Here is a 25,784-nt window from a genome sequence, read left to right on the forward strand (position 1 = left end):
AGCATAAGCCTTCTGAACCAGCTTCGCAAAACTGACTTCGGAAGCATAGGCTTAAGTTTTGTAAGCATAGTTCATATTACTTAAAATCAAATGCAACTTATTTCCTAATAATTATAATCGTAAACGCTATAAAAAAAAGTAAACGAAAGTGGTATATACGGCCTACCTGAAGGGGGGTAAACTTAGAGCAACAAGAACTCTCGGTGCATTATATTCTCGTAAAGCGGACGCTTAAGGCGTCCCGGAAGGGGTCAGCGGCATGCATGATGTGTCTATAGTAATTCCCACGCGCAACCGGATCAAAGATCTTACGCTGTGTATTGAGTCCATCGGCAGGCAGACCGAACTCGAAGATGTCTCGATAGAGCTGCTGATTGTAGACGATGGTGATATTGAAGAGTCTGTCCTGGAGTATTTCCGCAAGGTACTGAACCGGATGCCTCAGGCAGAGCTGCGTTATTACCGCAAAACCAAACCCGGCGTTTGGCTGTCCCGTTATGAGGCACTCGGACTCATTAACGGAGACATTCTGCTCAGCTTCGACGATGATGCCGAACTGGATGATCCACTGTACATCCGCCGGATGCTGGATACCTATGCGGCGGACAAGTCGATCGTCGGCGTCGGCGGCATAGCCAAAGGCATGTCCAGCAGCAGATCCGGCAAACTGCTCGGCATGCTGACCTTCCAAATGTCGGCGTCGCCAGGCAGATTGTCTGCCAGCACCCTTGCCGGCTCCCTGCTGCTCTGGGGGGAAACCCATGACACCTTTGAAACGGATTTTTTCCATGGCTGCAATATGTCATTCCGCGCTTCGGCTCTTAAAGACATGAAGCCTTATCCTTGGATGACCAGCTATGCAGTGGCTGACGATATTTATATGTGTCATCTGGCCAGCAAATACGGCAAGCTTGTAATTAACCCGGATATGAAAATCACCCACCACGAGTCTCCAAGCTCCCGTGACAAGGCGGGACGTGTGGCACGGGCGACAGCGGTCAATCATTATTATCTGCTGAACCTGCGCAAAGCTCCGGTGAAAAATTACGCCGCCCTGCTGTGGACACTGACCTATCTGACCGGTAAGTTTACGCTGAAGCGCAACTTCAACGCAGTTTCAGGCTATATCAGCGGCATCCTCTTTGTACTGAATCCCCGTAAGGATAAGTACCGCGAATATATGCTGGACTAACATAATAAATCTTAATTTCTAGATAATACAGCAAAAACTCCCGTTCCCCTTCAGGGGCGGGAGTTTTTGCTGTATGCTTGCATGCCTGCTGTGGTTCTGGTTCTGTGCTCCCCGTTGCTTAAGCTGTCAGCTCTTTCGGAGCAGCTGTTGTACGCTTGGTCTCACGGGCAAAGTACAGGAATGTAAGCACTAGGAAAATTACGGCATAGATAAGCAAATACATGATTTGCTGTCCCATCAGCGCGTAGTCACCGGTGCCGACAATCGCCTTGTAACCGACGATGCTATGCGTCATGGGGAGCCAAGGATTGACCTTCTGCATCCAGTTGGGCAGCAGCTCCAGAGGGAAGGTGCCTGCACTTGAGGTTAATTGGAAGATCATCAGGACAATTGCCAGGAAGCGCCCCGGATTATCCAGCCAGGTAACCAAGGCCTGAACAATCATGGTGAAGGTGAAGCTGACAATCAGCGAGAACAGGAAGAAGAGGGGAACGCTCTGAACTTCCAGCTTCAGACCATATAGCAGGATTATATCGGCAAGAACCGATTGGAGAATACTAACCATTACGAAGGTGAGCGTCCGGCTGACGAATCTGCCCATCGGAGAAGCTCCCGGCACATTCGAGTCCCGCAGCGAGAACACAGTGGTGAACACGAGCGCTCCCACAAACAGGGCTAGCGATAAGAAATACGGAGCGATTCCCAGTCCGTAGTGATCCAGCTTGTGACCGGTCTTCTCTGTCAGCTTCACCGGTTCAGCAAACATATTCACGGTGTTATCCCCGGATTTCACACTGGAGGTATCCGCTGCAGCATCGTTCAGCTTCTGCGCCAGCTCACTGCTGCCGCTGGCCAGCTTGCCTGCACCGTCCTTCAGTTCGCCCGCTCCATCATTCAGCTTGACGGCGCCTTCCGAGAGACCGTCCACACCTCCAGACAGCTTGGTTAATCCTTGCTTCAGCTGCAGTGCGCCTTTGTTGAGTGCCGTTGCCCCGGCAGCCAGCTTGCTTCCGCCCCTACTAGCCTCATCCAGCTTCTTGCCGAAGGCCTGCATTCCTGCGGCCAGCTGAGCACCGCCATCACTGAGCTGTGTGGCGCCCTGGGCCAATTGCTGCTGTCCCCGGTCCAGCTGCGTGCTGCCGGCGAGCAGTTGTGCCTGCCCGGTGTGCAGCTGCTCACTGCCCGCGGCAACCTGCCGGCTTGCGGCCAGTAGCTGCTGGAATTGCTCACTCTCCTGCAGGCCGGGCGTAGCGGCCATCATCTGCTCCAGCCCCTTGGCGACCTGAGCTGCACCGGCAGCAAGCTGGCTGCTGGCCGCTTCGGATGCAGTCAGCCCCTCCTTGAGCTGGCTGCTGCCAGTCTGCGAAGCCAGCAATCCCTTTTTTAACTGCACCGCGCCGTTCTGTGACTTCACAGCACCATCCTGCAGCTGCTGCTGGGCCTTGGCCAGCTGGCTTAAGCCGCTAGCAAGGTCCGTCGTCCCTGTAGTCAACGTGCCTGAGCCCTGATTCAGACTACCCGCCCCGTTATACAGCAGCTTCAGTCCGCTTTGCAGCTCAGAAGTGCCTGTGGCAAGCTTGTTCAGGTTGGTCTTAAGCGTGGTCAGCCCGTTAGTGAGCTTCCCTGCTCCGTCCTTAAGCTCGGTTGCACCGCCGCCGGCATTCCCAAGGCCTTCAGAGATCGTGTCTACCTGCTCGAACATGCTTCGGGTATACGCCGCCGTAATCTGGGTAGACAGCTTCGACTTCAGTTTACTCATCGCGCTGATGCCGATTTGGCCAGCCACAAAGTTATAATCACTGTTCGGCTCGAACACAATCTCTGCCTGGACCGGATGATCCTCGGTTAAGGTAGTCGCATTTTCCGAGAAGCTAGCAGGAATAGTAATCGTCATATAATAGCGGTTATGGGCCATGCCATCCTCCGCTTCGGCCGCATCAACGAAATCCCACTTGAAATCACTATTATCCTTCAGCTCATCGACAAAATCCTTGCCCACGTCCATGGTCTTACCCTCGTAGACAGCTCCCTTATCCTGGTTGACCACGGCCACAGGCAGCTTGCCCGTATTGCCATAGGGGTCCCATGAAGCATCTACCAAAAAGCCGCTATACAGCATCGGCAATGCCGCAACACCCAGCAAAGTGAGCGCAAGCATTGGCTTCGTCACCAGGATTTTTAAATCCTTCAGAAATACAGTAATAGCTTTCATGGCCGGCACCTTCTTTCTCTTGTTTGTAAGTTTATGAAAATTTTCACAATCAATCATTATTATCGGAAAAAAATAGCCTTTGCAGGCCGGGTGGCTTGGTTACTACACGAGAATGCCCTTCGAAATAAACAAAATCATGTGTTCCTTAATCCGGTTTTTGTCCAGAGGCTCATGCCCTTTGTTCCATTCAGTAGTCAAAGCCAGATATAAACGCAGGATCATAAACGCGGCCACACTTGGATCACACGGCTTCACTTCTTCCCGCTGGATCGCACGCTCAATCTGTTGCCGCAGAAAATCGAGTGCATATTCCTCCATCCGTTTAACCCCTTCGAGTGCCTGGACGGTACCGATATCGCGCACCTCCTGCGCCAGCTTGACGAACAGCTCATGGTCGGAGCGGAATTCCAGAATGGAATCGAGGAGATTCAGCAGCTTCTGAGTAAATGTGTGATCTTCCGAAGCCAAACGGTTCATGACCGAGGTCAGCTCCTGGGACGCCTTGTCCAGAATTTCTTCGAACAGTTCTTCCTTGGTTTTGAAAAAGGTATAAATCGTACCCTTACCTACATTGGCGATCTTGGACACTTGATCCATGGTCGTGGCTTTATAGCCAAACTGCACAAAGGACTTTGTCGCCGCCTGCAGGATTAATGCTTTGCGGTCGATAGACATGGTTCAAGCTCCTTTCCTTCTAATGAATCAGCCTAATTTTGACTAAATTTTCATTTTGGTCAGTCGGTCATAAAACAATTTAACATGTCTGCGCCCAAATGACAACAATTTTAATTAAATTCCATCTGGTGTATGAATCTCATCTATTTCTTATGCCCAAAATGTTATGAAATAAGTATCCATTGCCTCCATATCTGGGGTATGATAAAAAAGATGTGATCAAGAAACTAACTTTATGGATGGTGGAATATGTTTAAGAACAAAAAATCGGCACTTGTCCTACTCACTCTCGTCATTGTCATGGCTCTTGCTGTCTCAGCCTGCGGCAATAATAAGGACAAGAACAGCAGTCCCGAAGAAACCTCCGGCGGTGCTAAGGTTGCTACGGATGGGGGAACGAAATCCCTGGAGCAGACGTTTTATATTTATGATACCGTCGTGAATATCAAGGTGTTCGGCGACAAGGCAGAACAGAAAAATATGGATGACATTCAGCAAATGCTGGAGCGCATGGATAAAGAGTTCAGCCGGACTAAAGAAGGTGGAGAACTATATGCCGTGAATAAAGCTGCTGGCAAAGAAGCCGTTGTTGTCTCCGATGAAACGCTGGATATTGTCAAGCAGTCATTGAAATATGCCGAAAAAATGAACGGGCTGTTCGATCCGACCATCGGTCCGCTTGTAGATCTCTGGAATATCGGCAGCGGCGGAGAATCGGTTCCACCTCAGGCGGATATCGACAAAGCCAAAGCCTTGACCAACTATAAAGATGTAATTGTGGACGATGCCGCGAAGACGGTTAAACTGGCCAAAGAAGGCATGGTGCTGGATATGGGCGGGATCGGCAAAGGGTATGCCGCCGACCGGATTGCAGAATATTTGAAAAAGCAGGGTCTGGACAGCGCGATGATCAACCTTGGGGGCAGCAGTATTATTGCCCTGGGCAACAAGCCTAACGGTACTCCATGGAACATTGGTCTGCAGGACCCTGACCAGAGCCGGGGTACGCAGCTGGGAACCATTAAGATTTCTAACGAAGTCATCGACGCTTCTGGTGTATACGAACGTTTCTTCATGCAGGATGGGGTGCGTTATCATCACATTCTTGATCCGCGTACCGGCTTCCCATCCCAGAACGGGCTGAAAAGCATTACGATTATGAGCCCCAATGCCACGGATGCGGATGCCTTGTCCACCGGGGTGTTTCTCATGGGTCTGGAGGACGGTATGAAATATCTTGAATCGCTGCCGGAAAAAATCGATGCCTTCTTCATCACGGACGACAACAAGATTTACGCGACCTCGGGACTGCGGGATCGATTGCAGCTGACTGATCCCACGTACACTTTTGCCAACAAGTAGAAACGGCTACGCCGTCCTTTAAAAGGACGGTACCGTTTCAGCGAGAAATAGAAGGATGATTTGTAGCGTGAAACATATAAATCCTTATATTTTTAAATATCACCTGTTATCAGAATCAGCAGATAATAGCAAAAGCGGCAGAGCCTGGGCTCCGCCGCTTTCTTTTTGCTGCGTATAGGATAAGGATGGGGATTCAAATCAATGGAAGCTCGCTGAATTCCCGGTAACTGGTGAAAATATGGCTTGGCTTATGCTCCGTTCCCGGCTGGCGGCCGCGGGGATTATACCAGCATACCTTCCAGCCTGCCGCAAGCGAACCAACCACATCATTATCCCACGTATCTCCTACGTAGAGTGAATGCTCGGCCGTTGTCCCTGTTACCTGGTTCACATGGGCAAAGATTGCCGGGTCCGGCTTGGCCAGTCCAACCGCATCCGAGATAAAGATCATATTCTCAGGGATCAGCTTGTCTACGCCGAGTCCGCGCAGCTTGCTCATCTGATGGTCCTGCGGACCGTTCGTAATGATGCCTACTTTGTGGCCGAGGGAGATGAACCGCTGAAGCTGCTCAGCCGCGCCCTCAATCATCTTAATACTGTACTGTCGGCCGATATAGGCTGCCTGTATCTTCACTGCCTGTTCGCGTTCCAGTTCTATGCCATATTCCGCAAAAGCCAGCTCCAGCCGCCGCACCCGTGTTTCTTCTAATGCAAGCTCGCCCCGCAGATACTTCGGCCAGAGCAAATCACTGTGATGCCTAACCTTGTAGAAGAGATCCGCATAGATCAAACGGGTCTCGTCCGGCTGCAGCACCTCGCGCACCGCTTCCCGGAAAGGCACCAGATGGTCGTACAGTGTATCATCCAGATCAAAAAATATGGCTAGCTTCCCATTGCTGTTATCCACGTTAACGCTCCTAACTTTCTTTTCACAAATGTACTTACTCCTTGGAATCGTAGAAAATATGGCGTGCGCTGATCTTGCCTTCTTCAATATCAATCAAACCAAAAGAGTATTGTTTCTCCCGCCGCTTGTCCGTAGGAGAGCCGGGATTGAACAGCAGAATATCGCCCTCCTGCCGCAGCAGCGGCTGGTGCGAATGGCCGAAGAGAATGCAGTCCACCTGCTCGCCTTCAAAAGCAAGCAGTGCATTGCCGTCGGTTCCCTTGCGCGAATAGGGTGCATGTCCATGAATCATTCCGATCCGCTTGCCTTCAAGCGTAACGATCTTGCGCTCCCCGAACCGCTTGATAACCTCTCCTCCGTCGTTATTGCCGGCAATCCCCTCCACTGGGGCCAGCTCTGCCAGAAGATCATAAATCTCCAGCGACACCCAATCGCCCAGATGGAGAATGATATCCACCTTACTGAATTCCTCCATAAGCACGGATGGCAGCCCTTTGGCTCTGCTTGAGAGATGCGTATCCGATACTACTCCTACCTTCATCTACTTCAACTCCTAATCTGCGAAAACTAATTTTCAGATAATTGTACGATCTGCAGGGATGAGAAGCAAGTGCAGCAGTTACAGGGGAGGTCATCACAAAGCGCTGAGCCGACTTATATCACCTGTTCATTTCCCCCGGTCCCGCCAGTTCCACAGCCGCACTTCCCCAATCCGGATATGGCTGACCCAGGGTTCTTCTTTCAGCTTCAGCAGTTCCTTTACCGGTCCGGTGACAACAGCTCCATAGAGCTGAACTCCGTGCTTCTGCAAATAGCTGAGCGCTCCGTCCAATTGGAGGAATGGGGCAGCATTACGGGCTAGTGTTTTATGCTGCTGCAGAAGCTGCAGCGTCTTGATGAAGTTTTCGTCCCGCAGTTTGCCATCCCCGTAGGATTCAACGGACGGATACGCTATACTTCTGGAGCTCACGCTGCTGAACCAGCCTGTCTTTTCCTTGGATTCCTGCAGAACCTTCGCATCAGACTCATGCCACATGGGCATGTAAGGGAACCCGAGTGGAGCAGTGTCAACCGTGCTTCCGGACGACTCTGGTCCGATATCGGCGGCAAACCACACAGGCAGCAGATTCAGCGGTTCAAGCTTTTTCAGCAGCGTATCTGTTGTGAACAATTGATCGAATGACAAGTAGGCTTCGGCCACTGTGCCTTCGGGAAGCTTTTGCAGCTTCGTCCACTCTGCACGGTCATCCACTCCCCCACCGGAGCCCGCTGCCTTATCCGGGTAATAGAAATAATAATTCCCGGCGTTCCTCATATCCGTCCAATTCATCATACCTGGACCGGACAACCCGAAAAGATAATTCTGTGTATATTCCCCGGCATCCACCTGCTCCCCGCCGATTTGCTTCTGCAGCCTTCCAGTTAACTCCATTCTAAAAAGGGTCTTGACGTTTGCGCTTAGATTTACTATCGTATTGGGCCGGGAGACGGCTATGGCGGAGGACACAACATCACGGTAGATGTCTGTCCGGTCACCTGTGCTATAGAACAGTGTAGTAATTATGGTACTGATGATCATAAAAGCCAGAAGTGCCGCGATCACGGTAAACGTATTTACAATCCGCGCCTTCCATTTACCCCGGCGGATTATTTTTTTGGCCTTGCCTGGCGGCGGAGCCGACTGAGGGGAAAGGGTTTCTTTTCGCCACCCCGGTGGCTGATCCTCATGCTCCATCTGCTCCTCCAGATAGACCTGGTATGCCTCCAGCTTCTCCAGCTCCTGCTCCATTTCTTTGCGTTCTGCTTCCGGCAGCTTGCCTTCACTATATTTCCGCAGCTTCTCCTTGAACTCCTCACTCATCGCCGTTCCTCCTCCACTCCACTTCACGCAGCGTTTGTCTGGCGCGGAATACGAGTATTTTGTATTGGGACAGTCCGATCGCCATGATCTCTGCCGCTTCAAGATAAGACATTCCATGCACTTCATGCAGCAAAAGCGCATGACGCTGCCTCTCCGGAAGCTGGTCTACAGACAATGCTACCTCCTCCAAACGTTCCTGACGAAGCAGCGTTTCCTCCGTAGTATCCGGGTGAGCCAGCTTGTTGAAATAATCCGCCTCTGTAATGATGCTCCTCTTCGCTTTACGCGTATCATCCACAAAAGCATTGTAGGCAACACGGAACAGCCAGGGCTTCATCTTGTCTTCCGGGCAGTTCTCCAGGTACAGATAGGCACGGTAAAAGGTCTCCTGCATCAGATCCTCGGCAAGGTGATGATCATGGCAAAGGGAGCGCAAATAGATGTATATATCCTGAACATAGATCTGATACAGCTCATCTAGCGAATTCGGCTCCATTCCCTCCCCCCTTACCCCATCCACGTATAAATTCGCCGAAAGTTACACCTTCGCCTCCATTTCAGGAAAAATCATCCTAAAGACTAACGAGGTGATGACCGAAGTTGTTGATCCTATGCAGATGTCTAAACTGTCGGGCTCGGATAATACGGATAGGATTAGACTGGCTTCTAATAAAAAACAGCGGCAGTCTTGGACTGGAAACTAGCCCCTGACTGCCGCTGTTTTATTGAATTAACATGTCTCACTTAGCAAAGGGTTGCTCTCTTGGTAGACCTTTATACTTCAGTTAGTGACTAAACACCAAACTGATTTAAGTGATGGTCTAGGTGCTTATATAATCCTTTTCCCCATTGCTCAGAAGTCAGTTTCCCAAAAAAAGGATGTGGATGAGACGTGCATTTTTCCGGGCCATTATTCTGGAATGTTATAATTTTTTGTTTTAGTTTTTCTTTTTCTGTTTCAAATTCTTTTTCTTCTACAATCAAAATTGTAGGAATAGTGGACATGTTGCGGGCAAGCGGCTTGTCATTAAAAAAAATGGGTTTCACAAACGTTCCAATTAATACGCCTAACCAACCTCTTGGGGGAAAGGCATTTCCCATTGCAATGTCGTGGAACGATGAGCAATGAGCTAGCATTTGGGCGACATCCATCGTACCCCATTGAGGGCGTAAATTTGGACTCAATTTGTCTATTCGGTTCAAGATCTCCACTGTGTCCGTTTGATTAAAGATGTTCTTCATAACAGACTCCCTTTAATTTAATGGCTGAAGATTGTATGGCTTGACAGTTACCAAGTTAATTTTACCAAATATTCGCATACTCGGTTTCTTCGGGATTGCTCATTTTTTTTACAGTCCGTCTCCTCGGTTAATATCAATATTTTGCAAAACGCTTCCACGTGTTGGAAAATTTCGCCAAACCGCCCGCTCGTATTATGGGTCAGCCAGCTTTCACTGGTTGATCCTTTTTTTATTTGCATAGAGGATTAAGGTAGCCTGGTCGAACGTACCTGCCTGTGGGACTTGATCCCAAGCGCTATAGTGTTCACCCCTACTTGTCATGACCATGATTGAGGCTCGTTGGGACGTAAGATCCCGTATGTCAAGCGACGCTATTGTTAGTGGAATAATATCTATTTATAATCTATGGCACAGTTCATTCAACTTTTTTACATAAGAAAGCTACTCGGCTAAGAACTTCGCCGTTTCTTAACTCTCCTTCTATTCATACCATGGTTCGAGGGGGTGATAAACTATGGCAAATCCGGTTACCATAGGTTCCAATTGTATTGCACAAATAGGAAGTAAATTTTTCCTAATATCTGAAATTGAAGCGAAAACGACAGGGGTAGAAATAGACCCGATTTTCGCAGTTAGAACGACTACTGAACAAGCACGCCGTCTAATACGTGCGGGTGTAATGCGTTGCAAAATTCAAAATACTGTTCCAAGACCAACCCGTGGAAAAGAAGTTGAGCTTAAAGGAGTACTGTTCGCCAATGGGCAGATCTTTTCAGTATTCGACGTTGAGAACTCTACCGACGTAGCAGTGCTCGTTAGAATAAATGTGGCTCAAGCACAAAGACTGATTAGTAAAGGGGTACGCATTATTAAAGTAATTCGCCGTCCTTTTAAATGACTAAACTGCCCAATTAGTAAAGAAAAACAAAAGCGGTTCCCGCAAGAAACCGCTTTTTCTATCGTTTTCAGTTAGCTCTAAGCCATCGAGTAGTAGATACTTGTGATTGTCGTAATTGTCGAAAGGGCGAAGTAACTTATAGTTTAATTAATCAAATTCTCTCATGAGATCTAAGGCATTTCTAGAATATTTACTTTGTATATAGAACCTGCTGCAGGTATAAAAAAGGGACCATACTCATTCTTTTGAAACCATTTCTTCTTTATGAATGGATTCCTTGTAGGCATCCAACGATATATGAAGATGTAGCGTTTCTGTATTCACGTCGCCTGGCGTAGGTCAGTTGTGTCCCGCAAGGCTTTGCTCTATTTGTATCCCTGCCGGACTGAATTGAGCCCGGGACGTACTAATCAACAAACTACCACTCCCTCCATTCTTCTGTAATATCTTGATCCTCCTCAATTTCTAATCCGGCTAGCCTAGCTGCCTTGTCAATAAAATCAGCCAATTCTTCACGCTCCATTGTTTCAATAAAATAGCCATTATCCTCATTCATTTCATTAAACGTAACTACAGCTTCTTCCACAGCCTTCATAATACTCTCAGGATGTTTAGTTTCTTGAACTAATATTAATTGGTTTAAAAATTTATCCAGGACTTTATCAGACATTAGTAATCTCTCTTTCGTAAAAAGCTCATCTCCATCTTCTGTCATTCTTTCATTCCACAATTTAGTTGGTTTTTCGTTAAATAAGTTTTGTAACGTCATTGAGCTTATCCCTCATTCCCTTGTTTTTAATGGTATTTCACGTAACGTTTCTTTCTTCATGACATCCTGGGTCGGTTTTAAAAACATCCGAATCATCGCATTGTTTCACTTCCATCATTCCTCCCCCCTCTTTTGAAGGAAAATCATGTCCAGTCAATATCCAATAAATATATCCATATTTTACATGTACTCATTTAGTTTAGGAGTTCTAGAACTCATCGATCAACGAAATCCCTTTTGTAATGCGCATTCTACTATCTTGCAAGAAATCGTGGGTCCAATCATCGGGTTGAGTTAGGTCCCAACTCCGGTACATACCGACGACTACGATAATTTCACGTAGTTTAAGAAAAAGCTTCATCTGATTTTTCCAGCCGTCAGGCATTTGTCGGCCATCCTCAGTGTAGCCTAGCTCGAAATGTTTAATGAAAAGTTCGTATTGCGCCTTACGTTCAGACTTCGAATCTTCCCCGAATACATACAGCAAGTAATAGAGCTGGATAGCAATATCCTCGACATACCAACTGTACTGACACTCGTCGAAGTCGAAGAGCGTTATTTGCCCTGATTCATTGACCGTGAAATTACCTACATTGATATCTCCGTGAATTAAACCAAAATGATCAGATGTCACAGGCAGACCAGCCAGATTTGCTTTAAGTTCATCAAGAGCATGAATAATAATGGGTTGAAGCTCTGCCGGTAAATAATCTTTCGCTCGTAAGAGGTAATCATTAAATTCCCAAGTGTGCCTTGTGGATACAGGTTTATGCAGCTTGGTCAGTTCATGAAGACGGCCTGTTATGCGACCACATTGTTCATAAAGTATTGAATTACCCAGGCATTCTGGATATCCGATTTTTCTGCCAGGTGCATAGTTGAAAGAGGTTGCGTAAAAATCTACCACATTCCCTTCGATATGTTCAAAATCCTTTCCATTAACCGATACAACCGGGTCTGATACCGACAAACCATTATCCGAAAGATAACGAATCCATTCTATTTCAGCTGCAAGTCCTTCCGACGTGCGAAGGGTGCTCGGAGTAAAACGGAGAATATATTTTGATTCATCGCGATTATAGGAATAAATAAAGTTTTGAAAGCCTCCGATGAAAGTCAGATCTTTGGGACTGATCCCGAAGCGCTCAGCACCTTCAGCAGCATGTTCATCCAGGAACATCAGTTTTATTTTTGGGTCCATGATTTCTCCTTGGTGATTGAATTTAGATGGAATACTATAATTCTAACCCATTACTGATACATCGCTTTTACTGACCGGTACCCACAATAAATCCTGGGGATATTAAAAACCTGAGGTGATTCGGTGTAAGCCTAATTAGAGCGTCTTAACCAATTTCTGAATCTTGGAGTGGGAAATTAAATATACAGGACCCATTATTTCTATTTTGCCGTCCTTTACACGCATTGCACTCTCCTGTTCTGCCGCATAAACATCGATCTCTTCAGACAAGGGGAACAGGTAGCCTTCAACAAACGTAGCGTAGTCGCGCTTAGCATGAGATTCATAGGCAAAATGATCAAAGCCAATACCATCATAAATAGTACTAGTTTCCACTTCATTGCCAGTGATTTTCAAGCATAACCATTCTGCAGCCATGTTTAACGCACCAGCGCTGGCACCCATTACAACGGCACTGCTGTTCTTAATCACATCCGATAATTCATAATCTGCCAAAAAATCATTTTGCAAAACAGGATCTCCACCGCATAAAAAAATGACAGAAGCGCCCTGAATAATTCGCTGAGCATCTTCCTTCTGCATGCGGTAATCAATGAAATGATATTCATCAAAAAAAATGTTAGCCTGATTTAACCATGTATATTCAGAGACATCATCAATGATAATTTGCTCATCTGTATGACCTGATAGATCAGCACTAATCATAACAAGCGATTTTCTGTCTTGTATATCTTCATGCAAACAATGGACCAGCTTCTCTGGAAGAAAATGATTAAACCAACTGAAATAGTAATGAGTACTCAAACTTAATTACCTCCATATGTATTATTTACTTTCATCCAATCTTAACGAGAATTATACACGCTAGAAAGATGAACGGTTCTTCAGCCATTTCGCTTGCATCTCTTGTATACTTTTCACAAATATTACTTCGCATTACCATAACATGGAATTTAAACATGTGAAATATATTTCCACGCTAAACTGCTCGTTAGCTTAAAAGGCTACCGATCTGCCGGCAGCCTTCTGTCTTTACGCTATAGATCTGGTTGTTGAGCTATCGTTTCCCGTTTGGAAGTAGGACCTTCCCGAACCTTTGGGGTTTTAGTCTTCCCTTTCTCGATTAATCTACAATTACTAAGTTTTTATAATATGAGCCATCGCCGATGTTGTCTGCGGACAGCCATTCAAAATAGCTTAATCCTAGTTTATTTGCGATAAAATAAGCTGGAGGCTCTTCACCAACATATTCCGCTAAATCTAAAGCTTTTTCCAAGTCTTCAATTGAATTACCTTGCTTAATAATTAGTTCTTTAAGTAGAACTATATCAAACTCATCTTTCTCAATAATTAGTTCCTCAGTCCAATCGCACTTATATGTAGATATCATTGTATCCTTCTCAAAAAATGATAGTGCCCATCCGTGATCTTCCATATATGAGTAATGAACTAATAAGCCTGGATTTAGCGATACAATCGCTTTCCGGATACCAAATGCCGGTCCCTTAACAATAAAAGTCACCCAACCATTAGACTCAGGGAAAACAAATCCTTTATTGTTTGAAGCTCTAATTAATTCAACGGCTTTTTGCTGATCGCTTGTCTGTAAATGATAACTTGCGCTAAATTCGCTCATCTTTCAGCTCCTAGTAAGTTTTTTATAGCGTACCAACACGTTCTCTTTTATGACTACAAGCTCAATGGTTTTTTAACCGTTCTGCTGAAATAAAGCAGAGAATTCATCAATAATTTCTACTACTTCGATTTGTCCGTTGATCAATAGCTCAGGAAGTTTGTTATGTATATTGCCTTTCCAATATTCTCTGGCTTGTTCGATTTTTTGGGAAAAAGGAATTGCATCTTCCTTTGGTAGAAGATTGCCGTCACCTTCAAAAATATTCCCAATGACCCGAAGTTTAACGATCTGCAGAACTTTTCGATGGTAAGCATCGAATAGTTCTTTCCATTTCTGAGCGTCTTCATAGCTCTTCGCAGCATATAAGCAAGACAAGCGTGAAGGATATTCAGGATATTCCTGCAATCTAACCATCTCACATATGGCTTCTCTAATAGCCCTGATTGTCTGCCCCATATATCTGATCGCTACATCTGCATTCTCTTTATCCATCTTTAAGCCGTCATTTGTATAATGACCATGCAAAATTTGAATCATATCTTCACCTTTAGAATTCATCTGTTCCTTCTCAAAAAAGAAGTGATATAAGGTGTTTTTTTGATTTTTATCAAAGCTAATGATCTGCCCAAGGTCCATCCTTTTCCTAGTGACAATGTGATAAACATACAACTCGCTTCCTTGCATGGACTCCCCCCCTATTCACCATAGTTAACATAGGTAAATTCGGCATTTACCAGCATTATCCTGCCTGTTCGTGTGCCTTGCGGTCAGTCTATCCCACAGCATAACAGCAAAAAGGGAGCCCTCCGGCTCCCCTGCATTGCAATACAGCTTATCTGCAAATGTAATAATGAAAATTACAGTTCTAATAAAATCCGATAGTCGACGCAGCGTCCTTCATCCATTCCCGCTTGCGGCCTTTATCCAGCTCGCCGCGCATCCCCCGGACAAGAGCCTCGACATCGGCCCGTCCGTTCTCGTGCCATTCCAGTGCGGCACTGACATACAGCTCGCCGAGCTGGGTCAGGGAGAAATCCGCCGTCAGGCGCGCTGCGGTGGCCACACCCTCTTCACCGGCAAACGCTTTGAAGCCGCGCAGCTTCAGATACTCCATCCGCAGCTCCTCGTCCGGCATTCGGATCTCATACGCCCGGTCGAAGCGCCCGGCGCGGTTCATGAGCCCGGGATCTATTTTCTCCGGATAGTTGGTGGTCCCGATCAGAAAAATCCCCTCCTTAGAGGTGGCCCCGTCCAGCGTATTCAGGAAAAAGGATCTGACCTCCTGCGGCATCGAATCGATATCCTCGATCACCAGCACCATAGGCGCCAGCCGGGCTGCGGCTTCGAACACCTCATTCACCGATTCACTGCTGGTGTATTCGGTAATCTGCCAATAGACGACAGGACCAGGCACACTTCCTGCAATAGATTTGACCAGCGTGGTCTTCCCGTTCCCCGGATGTCCGTAGAGCAGAATCCCTCTTTTGTAGGGAATGTCATAGGTTACATAAAAGCTGCGGTCCGAATCAAAAAATTGGTCCAGCGAACGGTATATTTCTTTTTTGATTCCCGCTTCCAGCACCACATCCTCACGTCCGACAGAACGTGTAATCGGTTCATCCTCACGGAAGATCCCATTGCGTCTGTCGGTGTACACCGTCACCTTATTGATATTCTGTTCCCGCTGCCGCTTGCGCACATTGCCGAGAAAAACCTGCAGCTGCCCGTCGGAGGCGGCAAACACATAATCCTGGAAGTTGATGCCGTTCTCCTGAAATACAGGGACCCGTGCAAGGGCCACGCCCATATCCGGATAGGCCAGCACGTTATTGCGAATCGACAAGTGGATACTGTATTCCGGCTGCTCCTTGTCATCGTCATACACAAATGTCCGGTCCTCCAGACGGTCAAAAATCCGCGCCACATGCTCCACGCCGGGATTGCCGCTCTGCACATCATTCTCCAGCAGCTTCCAGTACTCACTGTTGGGGTCGTCACTGGCATACAGCTCATAACGGACACCATAACGGGTGTGCAGAGCCTCAAGAATGCCGTCCACCAGACGTGCATAGGCATCGTAGCCCTTGATCATACCGGTGGTATTCTCGTCGTATTTGTAAATTACAGTATGCTTCTTGTTCTCCTTCTCCATGGTTACTTGGTCCCCTTTATCGCTGCGAGCGGCTTGCATTTGGCCACGACCGCAGCCAGCCCGGCGCCCGTAACGCTCTCTATAATCTCATCTACATTCTTATAGGCTTGAGGCGATTCGTCAATGATAGATTCCAGGGAATGCTGATTGACCACAATCTCATCCTCTTCGCCTACTCTCATCGACTTGGAAAAATCATGGACCGACACCAGCCGCTTCGTTGCTGAACGTGAGCGGATACGTCCGGCGCCATGACAGATGGAATAATAATTCTCTTCCCCTCCCGGCAGACCGACCATGATGTACGAGGCCGTACCCATAGATCCCGGAATCAGCGCCGGATGGCCGGTAGCCGCATAAGGCCGTGGATTATCCGGGTGTCCGGCCGGCAGCGCGCGGGTTGCCCCTTTGCGGTGGACGAACTTGGACCCGGAAGCGGTCTGTTCCTGCCAGGCATAGTTATGCATCAGGTCGTAAAGAGTCCGCAGCTCACATTTGGGTCCGAATACTTCGCGGAACCCCTCGCGGACCGCGTAGGCGATCAGATGGCGGTTCACCACTGCATAGTTCAGCGCTGAGTACATCAGATTGACGTAGCGCTGGGCCTGAGGATGTGCCAGCGGTGCATAGATCAGGCGCGGATCGGCGCTGCCAAGACCCAGCTGGCCCATCACCTTGGCGAAGGCCGGTGTGCAGAACTGGTTGACGATCCCTCCCCAGGCCCGGGAGCCGGAATGGATCATTACGACGATCTGCCCGTCGTGCAGCCCCCAAGCCTCAGCCAATTCACGCTGCTCCTCCGCAACTTCAATCGACTGGATCTCCACAAAGTGGTTGCCCCCGCCCAGGGTTCCGAGCTGGCGGTGTCCCCGGTGCCAGGCCATGTCGGGAAGCTCATTCAGAATCTCCTCGTCAAACGTGAGCTTGCTGATCTCAACATGCGACAACGCGCTTGACTTCTTCGGGGTATAGCTGTCCGGCACATACTTGTTCGGCAGCCCGTGCAGCCCTTTGCGGATAATGTTCTCCAGCCGGATATCACTGTAACTTCCCCGCTGCTGCTGCTCCATCGGTAAATATTTCTCAATGGCGCGTACCAGCTTCCGGCGTAGCTTCACTTCACGCAGATCATCCTTATGCAATGTCGTCAGATGCACTCGCATGCCACAGCCGATATCGCTGCCCACAATGGAGGGAGACACATACCCTTCAGCGGCATCCCATACTGCCGTAGTGCCAATGCAGGTTCCGACACCTACATGCACATCCGGAGTGTAGCTCATGTATTCGATATTAGGAATTTGCAGATTGTTGTTCGCCATTTCCAGTACTTTATAATCCAGTGATGCAAACAGCTGCTCACTGGCGTATACCTTCAGGTCGCCGCCCGGCAGGGCAAGCTCATGTTTATAACGGGGCATATCATTGCCCGCAATTTGCATGTTCATATTCATAATTGTTGTTCAATTCCCTTCAAAGTGTAAGCTATTAATGTGTGGAGCAAATAAAATGGGTACGCAAAAAGAGCCGCAGATCATCATTCTGATCCACGGCTCTTCGCAGAGTTTCCGTATATAGCACCCTGCCAAAGGTTCATTACAGTATGCCAGTCGTACCTATCCTGCATAAATTCAGCAGAACAGGCCGGTGCACATCATGTTTCCCGAACGGGGCCGGTGAGATCAGATCTTCCATATGCGGTTGTAAGCTGTGTATTTCCAATCATGACTCATCGACCTCCCTTTAATTTGATAAACCCAATATAAACGCACGTTCCGGTTCATGTCAATCCTTTTACTGGAAAAACATTCATTTAAATTTGTGCCAATCCTGACTGCTGTTCTCCAGCAAATGGGCAAAATCATTCTCCAGACGCTTCTGCTCCGCCTTGCGCTGGTCCTCCACCGCCTTACGGGCGGCTTCTTTTTTGTCGTTCTCTTCGGCCTTAAGGGCATCACCCTGCGCCTTGAGCTTCTCCAGCACATCGCTGCTCAACAGATCCTTCAGAGTTGCCGGAGCCTCCGAAGCTGCGGGGCGCGGTGCATGGGCTGGTTTTTTCTTTTTAGCCAATTCAATCATCCTTTCGGGGAACGCTATATACTTCAAATTTGTTTTAGTTAAAGGTCTTTTCGTTTATAATGTTAAGTAAGAGGTGAGCCTTATGAAATCTACAGACTTGTGTCCAAGGTTACAAAAAAGCATGGATATCATCGGCAGACGTTGGACGGGCTTAGTCATCTACCAGCTTCTACAGGGACCCCAGCGGTTTAGCGTTATTGAAGCCTCTCTGCCGGTTAGCGGCCGGCTGCTCTCAGAGCGGCTCAAGGAACTTGAACAAGAGGGCATTGTCCTCCGTGAGGTGTTTCCTGAGACACCTGTTCGAATCCAGTACTCTTTGACAGACAAAGGCCGGGCACTGGAATCGGTTATTCGGGATCTTCAGCAATGGTCAGATTCATGGATTACCGCCGAAGAGTGCCAGTCTGAATCTGTCCGTCCGCATTGAGCCAGAATACGGGAACGATACCGGAGAAGCTGCCATTTCTCACAGTTTGCGGCCGATAATCACCAGGTCACGCAGAATGCCGTCCATCTCAGCAACACCGGGCAGCAAGCCCCACTGTTCAAAACCGAATTTCCGCAGCAGCGACAGGCTTGGCTCATTATGGCCAAACACAAAGCCGACCAGATTCTGCAGGCCAAGACGCGGGCACTCCTCCAGAGCCTTGGCCAGCAGCAGGCTACCTGCCCCTGTACCGCGGAATTTTTCATTTACATAGACGCTGATTTCTGCAGTACCGTTATAGGCCGGACGGCCGTAAAAAGACTGAAAACTAAACCAGGCGGCGATTTCACCGTCTTTTTTGAGCACCCAGAGCGGCCTGTGATGACTGTTATGCTCCTGAAACCACTTTTCTCTGTCCTGAGTGCTCACCGGTTCCAGATCAGCAGTCACCATCCTTCCCGCAACTGTTGAGTTATAAATATCTACAATGGCCCCTAAATCCCCAGCCACTGCATCTTCAATCCTGTAATTCTGCGCTGCCATTGATCTATTCCTCCTGCAAATATATGAATTTCAAACGTACCCGGTCTGATCCAGACTCCACTGCCACAATTGTGCTGAGGCTGCAGCATCCTGCGCTCTGGGGGACAGCTCCTGAACCTTGCGGCGGTAATAATACTCTCCGCTTACTTCCCCCAGCTCCGGCGCTGTTGCCAGCCAAATGGCTGTATCAGCCCCCTGCTCCGGCGTCAAAAAGAAATGAGACAGAAGCTTCAGGACCGAGCGCCCAAAACCGGTCTCCCGGTTCACCCCGATGCTTGTTCCAACTGCCCCTGGATGCAAGGCGTTCACCGTGACTCTTGTCCCCTGCAGCCGTGAAGCCAGCTCCCGGGTGAACAAGATATTGGCCAGCTTGGAACGGGCGTAGGCCTTAGCCGGATTATAACCACGCGAGAGGGTATGATCGTCCAGATGAAGTTTACCGATCTTATAGGCACCGGAGGCAACCACTACAATCCGGCCCTGCTCTGCCGCAGCCAGCGGCTCCAGCAGCAGATTGGTCAGCAGAAAGTGGCCCAGATGGTTGACACCGAGATCCATTTCATAGCCGTCTGCTGTGAGCTGTCTCTTGACTGTAACCACTCCTGCGTTATTAATCAGCACATCAAGCACAGGATAACCGGCCTTGAATTCCTCCGCAAAAGCCCGGATGCTCTTGAATGAGGCCAGATCGCACAGCATCAGCCTGATATTATCTGACCCGCTTTGCCGCTTCACTTCCCCCAGCGCTTCTTCTCCCCGCTGGCGGCTACGGCAGGCCATAATAACCGCCGCTCCCCGCCGGGCCATTTCAATGCTTGTCGCCAGTCCCATACCGGAGTTGCCTCCGGTGACCAGCACCGTCTTCCCTAGCATGGGCAAGTCCCCTCTCCTCCAGGTGGAAACGCTTCGCCGTTCTTCTTTGGACGGCATCCGCTTCGGCCTGGCCTTTACAAAGCACATGATTTATGAATATGTTACATCATATCAGGGGATGAAGAAAAGCTCTAATACACAAATAGGCTGACCCGCCCGTAGAATGTTAATCTGCGTGCAGGCCAGCCTTTAGTTAGTGATAGGACAGTTTACTCTACTTCAGTTGATAAAGTCTGTAGATCAGTGCTGCTGCTTCTGCTTTGGTTGCCGTTTGTGCTGGACGGAAGGTACCGTCTTCAAAGCCCCCAAAGAGCTTACTGCTCTTGGTCAGAGCTACACCTGCTGCTGCCCATTTAGCAATTTTACCGTTATCGGTAAAGGCTGCATTTACATTCCCTGGGTCGGAAACGTTCTTAGCCCCGTTATAGAGAGTAAGAGCACGTGCAAGCATGGTGGCCATTTCCTGACGGGAAATGGTTGCCTTAGGGTCAAAAACCGAAGCGGATTTGCCTGTAATGATTCCTGCTGCGTAAGCAGCGGCAATTTCATTATAACCGGCGCTTCCGGCAGCAAGATCTTTGAATGGCAGAGTCAGCCCTGTGCCATCCAGACCATAGGCTTTGGAAATCCAGGCTGCAAACTGTGCGCGGTTTACCTTATCCGAAGGATTAAACTTAGCTGTCTGCTCCACAATTCCCTTGGTTAACAGGTAATTGATTTCTTTCACGGCCCAATGATTTTCAGCCACATCCGTAAATGCACCTTTTCCGAGCATTACAGTATAACGACTGAAGTGGCCTCTTGGAGCAGTCACGGTTTGTGTAACCGGATCAAACTTACCGCCGACCGCTTCCCAGGTCAGGCTGGTCTCATTCAGTACATACACTGTGAGTTTTTCAAGGTTAGCCGCCGAGTATTTGGATGTGTCAATTGCGGATACATCGAAGGACACGTTGATCGGCTTCTCGAAGCTTTTGACTGCCTTATCTCCTACCTTTGCACTGAATTCCATCACCGGCAGGGTAGCCAGCGGTTCCGCCTGGCTTGGCTTACCGATCACGGCGTTCTCCACAACTTCAGCTGCAAGGGTAATCTTCTCCCCGGCTTTCACCGTACCGAATGTATCCGGCTCAATGGTAAATGCTGTTTTTCCCATCTGGAGCTTGAGTCCATCAATACCATTGTTCTGTATCATCGTCAGAATCTCCGATGGGAGCGAGGTGTTCAGCTTATTCACACCTTCACCAACCGGAGGAATCTCTACGGTCAAGGAAACCTTGAGTTCACTGGCCAGACCCGCACCAAGCTTGGCGTTCAGGTCCTCTGATACAGCAGCCAGAGCTTTTTTGGAGGCTTCAATCTGCTTGCTGACCAATCCTTCTGTCAATTGAGAGGAGACCGAGTTTCCCTCCACCGTTACGTTTTCCTTGGCAATCGTTACTTCACCAGCTTTGTTCAGGGCCGCTTGGCTGGAAGACACTATGCCATTCTTGATTTGCAGGATATCGGCCGCAGCGACCCCCTGTGCGTTATTCAAGACTGCTGCTGCATTCTGAATCAGCGACTGTGCAAAAGCAACTGCCTTCTCACCGGTTTCCAGATGATTCAGCACATAAGGGGCGCTATTGACGAGTTCATTAACTGAGCTGACAATCTTCAGCTTCTCTGCCGGATCTTGAATCGTTGCGAGTAATTGGGCAGCGCTGTCCAAGGCTTGGGACAAGCTCTTGCTGTTCTGCTCAGCCCCTTGAGCCGTTGTAACGGATTTGAGCGAAGTTGCAATGCTGCTCAGTGCACTTTGAGCTGCGGCTGCCTTCTCTGCCGGTGTTCCTGTCACGCTTTTGACCAGTTCCTGAAGCTTGGTGTTCTGTTCATTTACGCTTACATTCGGCGCTTGGGTTGGTGCAGGAGTTGTTACTGTGCCACTGCCTGTACCGCTACCTGTACCACTACCTGTACCACTACCAGTGCCGCTGCCAGTGCCGCTGCCAGGATTAGTTCCGTTTCCTGGTGTACTGCCACCGTTCTCTAAATCTTCACCTGGAGGAGTGGTTCCCGGATCAACGATTGTGCCCTCTTTCGTTTCCAGTACAATTTTCTTGTTAAGGGTGTAAGTTTTTCCGTCAATAGTAACATTCGCTTTCACTACATAGCTTCCGTCTTTCAACATTACGGAGGCATTCAATGGATAGCTTAACGAACTTCCTTCATACAGCTTGTTCCCCACTTCATCCTCAATGGTGTAAGAAGATGCTTCCGGATTAATCGTGGTGTGACCGCTGGATGAACCATAGCTTGTAACCAGAATTCTTGGTTTGGACAGTTGGCTTATTGCGTTACCTGCTGTATCAACCAATCCGATATTCAGCCAGTTATAGGCGCTGCTGCGGACCAATTTTCCATTCTTCAGACCCACTATATCCAGTCCGGCAATAGCGCCGGGACTCAGCTCGTTGAAGGTTCCCGCTTTGAGTGTATCTCCTGAAAGGTGAATATTATATTGGTACTCCAGACTCCCGATCATCTGGTCCAGATTCACAATCACTTCGCCGGGTGTCAGTTGGACCTGTGTAGCGTCATATGCATAACCCCTAAGCTTCGATTGATCTGCTGTGATGAAATCCACAGAGTAAATGCTTCCTGATTCCGGTGCTACCACCGTAGCCAGATCACTAGGGGAATCAGTATACAACCATGTATTATCCCCTTCGGTGACCACTACATTATCACGATAAATGAAAGTGTCTCCACTTGTATGCGCCAATACGCTGTAAGTTCCTTCTGTGGCATAAAAGTAGTTCTGGTCACTACTGTTGCTGTCGATTACGTAAGGAACATAATCTACTCCGGACAAGCCCTTACGGATAAGAGATAGTTCCTCCATATACTCCGTAAGTTTGACTTTACTTACCTCTTGAAGAGGATCCCTGGCATCCAGCACCAGTGAATATTCCTTGCCTGGATTGGTTTGCACAGAACCGTACATATAGTAACCGTACTTGGACTCTACTCCCATATTGCTGCGGTTATAGCGCATAAAGTCTACACCGACTACCGATGGTGCTTCTACAATAAGAAAAGCCTGCTGATCATCAATGTTGATAAACTGAGTCTGTTGAATGTATGTGCCGTCGCTTTTCTTGATTCTAGCCTGCACGTAGGCATAATCCAGCGGCACTCCACCGGCATATTCCCCCTCCGGCTTATCGAGTCCCCGGACCCGTATTACGGATTGCGTTTTCGGATCAATTACAGCTACCGATACCGTTTTGGACAAGTAATCCGATTTTTGGAAGAAGAACTCTCCAAGATAGGAGCTTTCGCTTGCAGGCAGTGTGAATTGCCCCTCTGCATCAGTGATCCCCATTTCCTGTCCATAGCGTGTAATTTTCACACCCGGAAGAGCCTTACCAATAGCCCCTGTTACATGTTCACGTACAGTGAAGGTAACCTTCCCGGCTTGATCCACGGTTAGATAAGGTTTATTCACCAAGTCGACCAGCTTACCAGCCTTATCGCGGACTTCCACTTCCAGTTCCTGCTTAGACAAGACCTTCAGGTCGGCTTCCGCAAGAACTTCACCCTTCACATATCCCCCATTCTGATAGAAGTAAGGGACAAATTGGACTTTATAGTCTCCGGACTTCACAGGTTTCCATTCCCGTTTGTTCACACGCTGGAGATAGCCATCCTTTTCTTCCGTAGTCCAATAGAGCGAATTCTCTTCAACGATAGCTCCGGCTGCATCCAGAATCTGGATTCTGTAGTTGCCGTTCAGATCCACAACATTCTGATTCTCATCAGTCATAACCACCCGCGTCTCCAGATTTTCACCCAGAACGATCTGGTTGCGGACTTCGTCCTGAGCATAATAATTCGAGCCCAGCACATTCAGAATAATTTGCGATTTGTAGCTGCTTCCAGCCTTAAGAGAATACTCTTTCTCTACCGGCGTGAAAAAGGATTTCAGAACAACCTGATTCGTGTAGCTGCTGCTGCCATTATTTCCGATTGTTGTTGTCGCAGTCAGACGGTGAATTTCTTCCCCTTTATGAACATACACGGTTGAATCCGCTGAAGGCACTGTTACGCTGGCCTGGTTGAAGTTCAATTTGGCATTTAAAAAGGATACCTTAATCTGACCTTGACCTTGTCCCCGATCCGGGACCTGGAGCTTCAGTGCACTGAAGTCCTCAGACTTGGCTGCATACTCTATGGTACTAACCGGTTCACCCGGCTTTATCTGATGATGCAACACAACTCTGCTGTCCGTTCCCGGAATAGCGGCAACGGCTGTGACATCGTATTCGATGTCTTTCTTAACGTATAATACATTTGCAGTTATATCCTGAGAGATGTTGGAGCTGCTGAGCTGTTTATAGTGATTATTTGCTGTAACAGAGACGGATTTCACCTCTAATGGCGCTCCATCCCAAGAGTACTTCAGGTTCAGGCGGCTATAGTCACTGCCATTCTGGATAATAGCAAGATGACTTCCGTCTACGGCGGAGTACAGCGCCGATTGGCTCGTATGGAACATATACACTTCATTGTTTGCGGATTTAATGAGTGTTTTGAAATCACCCGTGACACCGGCTGTTTTTAGAACCAGCATATCTAGTCCAGAAACACCAATTCTTTGAACAACACCGTTTGGCCAGCTAGAATTGTCATAGTTCTGGCGCATCAGATTACCATCAGCATCAAGATAACGGATAGCAGCTGTATATGTCCCTGCCTCCTGCTTATCTGTAATATACACCGGTGTGGCCTCATAGTTATCCGTTCCTGATTTGACAGAAAGGATCAGGACAGAGTCAACCAACGGAAAATCTGCTTTACCCACCAGTTCGATCTGACCAGATGCATTAGTAACAAAGTTACTATAATATTTAGTGTTCGCCCGTACGTCAATTCTCTCATTTACCAGCGGTACCCCATTGCTCGTAAACGAGATTCTGATGCTTTTATCATCACTGCGAACTTCCCCTGCAGCGGCTTCCACGTATGTATCCGAGTCTTTGGCCATATGTTCTACGACCACTTTAATTTTTGTTGAAGCAGGGATTGTTATGCTCTGGGGATCTGTAACGACTACCCCCGACTTTCCCTGGTACTCTGCCCGCAGAGTGTATTCCTCTCCTGCATTCAGCCCCTCAAAGGCAATGTTGGAATAATAGACAGAGTAAACCGAGTCTGCTGCAGACATATGCTCGATCTGGTATTTCGACCTCGATTGACTGGCTACTTCATTTCCGTCCTTAAGAAGGGAGAATTTCACCGAATTTAGCGTCGTATAATCACCGTAGGTTACATCCAGTACGCTGTTGACGGAGATTTTCTGCTTCCCGTTCAGCATTTTTTCCGAGGTTACCACCCCCGCCTTCAAAGATGCCGCCGATACCTCCAGCACACTTAGAAAAGATAAAAGTAAAACTAAAACCAGCGAAACCGTAGTTCTCAACCTTTTTGAATACATAGCTGTCTCCCTTTTCCCCATGATAGTATCCTACCCATGACTACTCCCCCAGCAGAATTGTCATAATTAGATAGACCTAGTGGAAATCGTACCCAACGGCCTATTATATGTCAATCTATTCCTCTATTAAAATCTCGTATTTTATCGTAAAAAAAGATAATTTGTCACATTCCCCCAATAAACCCAAGTTAGAGATAGGACTAAAGTTGTGTATTTCACGAACATGTAAGAATTATATGATTATCCGTTTCCCATTCAGTAACCAGCGTTACTGCA

22 protein-coding genes are annotated in these 25,784 nt (G+C 48.0%); 4 read left to right on the top strand and 18 right to left on the bottom strand.

Going from position 1 to position 25,784, the window contains the following annotated elements:
• The first annotated feature begins 259 nt into the window (after window positions 1–259).
• Window positions 260–1,192: a glycosyltransferase family 2 protein gene (locus A3849_RS16360; RefSeq protein ID WP_074112373.1), complete on the top strand. Its 933-nt coding sequence runs from the start codon at window positions 260–262 to the stop codon at window positions 1,190–1,192.
• Window positions 1,193–1,310: 118 nt separating this feature from the next.
• Here A3849_RS16360 and A3849_RS16365 read toward each other — a convergent pair whose 3' ends face one another.
• Window positions 1,311–3,404: a YhgE/Pip domain-containing protein gene (locus tag A3849_RS16365; protein ID WP_074112374.1), complete on the bottom strand. Its 2,094-nt coding sequence runs from the start codon at window positions 3,402–3,404 to the stop codon at window positions 1,311–1,313.
• Between the two features lie 102 nt (window positions 3,405–3,506).
• Window positions 3,507–4,079: a TetR/AcrR family transcriptional regulator gene (locus A3849_RS16370; RefSeq protein WP_074112375.1), complete on the bottom strand. Its 573-nt coding sequence runs from the start codon at window positions 4,077–4,079 to the stop codon at window positions 3,507–3,509.
• A gap of 249 nt (window positions 4,080–4,328) precedes the next feature.
• On the opposite strand from A3849_RS16370, the gene A3849_RS16375 reads away from it, so the two are divergent.
• Window positions 4,329–5,441, top strand: coding sequence for an FAD:protein FMN transferase (locus A3849_RS16375; RefSeq protein WP_074112376.1), 1,113 nt, complete (start codon window positions 4,329–4,331; stop codon window positions 5,439–5,441).
• Window positions 5,442–5,634: 193 nt separating this feature from the next.
• Here the strand turns inward: A3849_RS16375 and A3849_RS16380 are convergent, their stop codons facing one another.
• The 5 genes from A3849_RS16380 to A3849_RS16400 all read right to left on the bottom strand — a co-directional run bounded on the left by A3849_RS16380 (window position 5,635) and on the right by A3849_RS16400 (window position 9,451).
• A complete protein-coding gene (locus A3849_RS16380) occupies window positions 5,635–6,348 on the bottom strand; it encodes an HAD family hydrolase (protein ID WP_074112377.1) in 714 nt (237 codons plus the stop codon).
• Window positions 6,349–6,382: 34 nt separating this feature from the next.
• Window positions 6,383–6,889 (bottom strand): metallophosphoesterase family protein, encoded by a 507-nt coding sequence (locus tag A3849_RS16385; RefSeq protein ID WP_074112378.1) that lies wholly within the window; start codon window positions 6,887–6,889, stop codon window positions 6,383–6,385.
• 126 nt (window positions 6,890–7,015) lie between these two features.
• Window positions 7,016–8,209, bottom strand: coding sequence for an anti-sigma factor (locus A3849_RS16390; protein ID WP_074112379.1), 1,194 nt, complete (start codon window positions 8,207–8,209; stop codon window positions 7,016–7,018).
• Complete coding sequence (locus tag A3849_RS16395) at window positions 8,202–8,705, bottom strand: sigma-70 family RNA polymerase sigma factor (RefSeq protein ID WP_074112380.1); 504 nt, start codon at window positions 8,703–8,705, stop codon at window positions 8,202–8,204. Before A3849_RS16395 ends, A3849_RS16390 begins: the two co-directional genes overlap by 8 nt.
• A gap of 296 nt (window positions 8,706–9,001) precedes the next feature.
• On the bottom strand, window positions 9,002–9,451 hold the full coding sequence (locus A3849_RS16400; protein WP_074112381.1) for a DUF1569 domain-containing protein: 450 nt from the start codon (window positions 9,449–9,451) through the stop codon (window positions 9,002–9,004).
• A gap of 514 nt (window positions 9,452–9,965) precedes the next feature.
• On the opposite strand from A3849_RS16400, the gene A3849_RS16405 reads away from it, so the two are divergent.
• The gene (locus A3849_RS16405; RefSeq protein WP_074112382.1) at window positions 9,966–10,349 is read left to right on the top strand and encodes a hypothetical protein; all 384 of its coding nucleotides are present in this window, start codon (window positions 9,966–9,968) and stop codon (window positions 10,347–10,349) included.
• 418 nt (window positions 10,350–10,767) lie between these two features.
• Here the strand turns inward: A3849_RS16405 and A3849_RS16410 are convergent, their stop codons facing one another.
• The 8 genes from A3849_RS16410 to A3849_RS16445 form a co-directional block, all read right to left on the bottom strand.
• Complete coding sequence (locus A3849_RS16410; RefSeq protein WP_074112383.1) at window positions 10,768–11,118, bottom strand: hypothetical protein; 351 nt, start codon at window positions 11,116–11,118, stop codon at window positions 10,768–10,770.
• 208 nt (window positions 11,119–11,326) lie between these two features.
• Complete coding sequence (locus A3849_RS16415; RefSeq protein ID WP_074112384.1) at window positions 11,327–12,319, bottom strand: phosphotransferase enzyme family protein; 993 nt, start codon at window positions 12,317–12,319, stop codon at window positions 11,327–11,329.
• A 135-nt stretch (window positions 12,320–12,454) separates the two neighbouring features.
• Window positions 12,455–13,123, bottom strand: a complete 669-nt coding sequence (locus tag A3849_RS16420) for a Type 1 glutamine amidotransferase-like domain-containing protein (RefSeq protein WP_074112385.1) — start codon at window positions 13,121–13,123, stop codon at window positions 12,455–12,457.
• Window positions 13,124–13,442: 319 nt separating this feature from the next.
• Complete coding sequence (locus A3849_RS16425) at window positions 13,443–13,955, bottom strand: hypothetical protein (protein WP_074112386.1); 513 nt, start codon at window positions 13,953–13,955, stop codon at window positions 13,443–13,445.
• Window positions 13,956–14,027: 72 nt separating this feature from the next.
• The gene (locus tag A3849_RS16430) at window positions 14,028–14,639 is read right to left on the bottom strand and encodes a DUF2441 domain-containing protein (RefSeq protein ID WP_074112387.1); all 612 of its coding nucleotides are present in this window, start codon (window positions 14,637–14,639) and stop codon (window positions 14,028–14,030) included.
• A 181-nt stretch (window positions 14,640–14,820) separates the two neighbouring features.
• On the bottom strand, window positions 14,821–16,107 hold the full coding sequence (locus tag A3849_RS16435; protein ID WP_074112388.1) for an AAA family ATPase: 1,287 nt from the start codon (window positions 16,105–16,107) through the stop codon (window positions 14,821–14,823).
• Window positions 16,108–16,109: 2 nt separating this feature from the next.
• A complete protein-coding gene (locus A3849_RS16440; RefSeq protein WP_074112481.1) occupies window positions 16,110–17,555 on the bottom strand; it encodes an RtcB family protein in 1,446 nt (481 codons plus the stop codon).
• Between the two features lie 361 nt (window positions 17,556–17,916).
• Window positions 17,917–18,186, bottom strand: a complete 270-nt coding sequence (locus A3849_RS16445; RefSeq protein WP_372237771.1) for a YqkE family protein — start codon at window positions 18,184–18,186, stop codon at window positions 17,917–17,919.
• Window positions 18,187–18,268: 82 nt separating this feature from the next.
• On the opposite strand from A3849_RS16445, the gene A3849_RS16450 reads away from it, so the two are divergent.
• Entirely contained in the window at window positions 18,269–18,613 is a 345-nt protein-coding gene (locus tag A3849_RS16450; RefSeq protein WP_074112390.1) for a winged helix-turn-helix transcriptional regulator, read from the top strand.
• 39 nt (window positions 18,614–18,652) lie between these two features.
• On the opposite strand, the gene A3849_RS16455 is transcribed toward A3849_RS16450, so the two are convergent.
• From A3849_RS16455 to A3849_RS32140, 3 genes are all read right to left on the bottom strand, one after another.
• Window positions 18,653–19,156 carry a GNAT family N-acetyltransferase gene (locus tag A3849_RS16455; protein WP_074112391.1) on the bottom strand — a complete coding sequence of 168 codons (504 nt, stop codon included), beginning with the start codon at window positions 19,154–19,156 and terminating at the stop codon, window positions 18,653–18,655.
• 30 nt (window positions 19,157–19,186) lie between these two features.
• Window positions 19,187–20,029 (bottom strand): SDR family oxidoreductase, encoded by an 843-nt coding sequence (locus A3849_RS16460; RefSeq protein WP_074112392.1) that lies wholly within the window; start codon window positions 20,027–20,029, stop codon window positions 19,187–19,189.
• A 214-nt stretch (window positions 20,030–20,243) separates the two neighbouring features.
• Window positions 20,244–25,508 (bottom strand): S-layer homology domain-containing protein, encoded by a 5,265-nt coding sequence (locus A3849_RS32140; protein ID WP_143191832.1) that lies wholly within the window; start codon window positions 25,506–25,508, stop codon window positions 20,244–20,246.
• Between the last annotated feature and the right edge of the window lie 276 nt (window positions 25,509–25,784).

It is taken from the genome of Paenibacillus sp. P46E (assembly GCF_001909095.1).
Lineage (GTDB): Bacteria > Bacillota > Bacilli > Paenibacillales > Paenibacillaceae > Paenibacillus_AQ > Paenibacillus_AQ helianthi.

What these genes read in the sequence shown, in the direction of transcription:
- A3849_RS16360 (WP_074112373.1), top strand. Translation starts at nt 260, where the DNA reads ATGCATGATGTGTCTATAGTAATTCCCACGCGCAACCGGATCAAAGAT.
- A3849_RS16365 (WP_074112374.1), bottom strand. Translation starts at nt 3,404, where the DNA reads ATGAAAGCTATTACTGTATTTCTGAAGGATTTAAAAATCCTGGTGACG.
- A3849_RS16370 (WP_074112375.1), bottom strand. Translation starts at nt 4,079, where the DNA reads ATGTCTATCGACCGCAAAGCATTAATCCTGCAGGCGGCGACAAAGTCC.
- A3849_RS16375 (WP_074112376.1), top strand. Translation starts at nt 4,329, where the DNA reads ATGTTTAAGAACAAAAAATCGGCACTTGTCCTACTCACTCTCGTCATT.
- A3849_RS16385 (WP_074112378.1), bottom strand. Translation starts at nt 6,889, where the DNA reads ATGAAGGTAGGAGTAGTATCGGATACGCATCTCTCAAGCAGAGCCAAA.
- A3849_RS16390 (WP_074112379.1), bottom strand. Translation starts at nt 8,209, where the DNA reads ATGAGTGAGGAGTTCAAGGAGAAGCTGCGGAAATATAGTGAAGGCAAG.
- A3849_RS16395 (WP_074112380.1), bottom strand. Translation starts at nt 8,705, where the DNA reads ATGGAGCCGAATTCGCTAGATGAGCTGTATCAGATCTATGTTCAGGAT.
- A3849_RS16400 (WP_074112381.1), bottom strand. Translation starts at nt 9,451, where the DNA reads ATGAAGAACATCTTTAATCAAACGGACACAGTGGAGATCTTGAACCGA.
- A3849_RS16405 (WP_074112382.1), top strand. Translation starts at nt 9,966, where the DNA reads ATGGCAAATCCGGTTACCATAGGTTCCAATTGTATTGCACAAATAGGA.
- A3849_RS16410 (WP_074112383.1), bottom strand. Translation starts at nt 11,118, where the DNA reads ATGACGTTACAAAACTTATTTAACGAAAAACCAACTAAATTGTGGAAT.
- A3849_RS16415 (WP_074112384.1), bottom strand. Translation starts at nt 12,319, where the DNA reads ATGGACCCAAAAATAAAACTGATGTTCCTGGATGAACATGCTGCTGAA.
- A3849_RS16425 (WP_074112386.1), bottom strand. Translation starts at nt 13,955, where the DNA reads ATGAGCGAATTTAGCGCAAGTTATCATTTACAGACAAGCGATCAGCAA.
- A3849_RS16430 (WP_074112387.1), bottom strand. Translation starts at nt 14,639, where the DNA reads ATGCAAGGAAGCGAGTTGTATGTTTATCACATTGTCACTAGGAAAAGG.
- A3849_RS16435 (WP_074112388.1), bottom strand. Translation starts at nt 16,107, where the DNA reads ATGGAGAAGGAGAACAAGAAGCATACTGTAATTTACAAATACGACGAG.
- A3849_RS16440 (WP_074112481.1), bottom strand. Translation starts at nt 17,555, where the DNA reads ATGAACATGCAAATTGCGGGCAATGATATGCCCCGTTATAAACATGAG.
- A3849_RS16445 (WP_372237771.1), bottom strand. Translation starts at nt 18,186, where the DNA reads ATGATTGAATTGGCTAAAAAGAAAAAACCAGCCCATGCACCGCGCCCC.
- A3849_RS16450 (WP_074112390.1), top strand. Translation starts at nt 18,269, where the DNA reads ATGAAATCTACAGACTTGTGTCCAAGGTTACAAAAAAGCATGGATATC.
- A3849_RS16455 (WP_074112391.1), bottom strand. Translation starts at nt 19,156, where the DNA reads ATGGCAGCGCAGAATTACAGGATTGAAGATGCAGTGGCTGGGGATTTA.
- A3849_RS16460 (WP_074112392.1), bottom strand. Translation starts at nt 20,029, where the DNA reads ATGCTAGGGAAGACGGTGCTGGTCACCGGAGGCAACTCCGGTATGGGA.
- A3849_RS32140 (WP_143191832.1), bottom strand. Translation starts at nt 25,508, where the DNA reads ATGTATTCAAAAAGGTTGAGAACTACGGTTTCGCTGGTTTTAGTTTTA.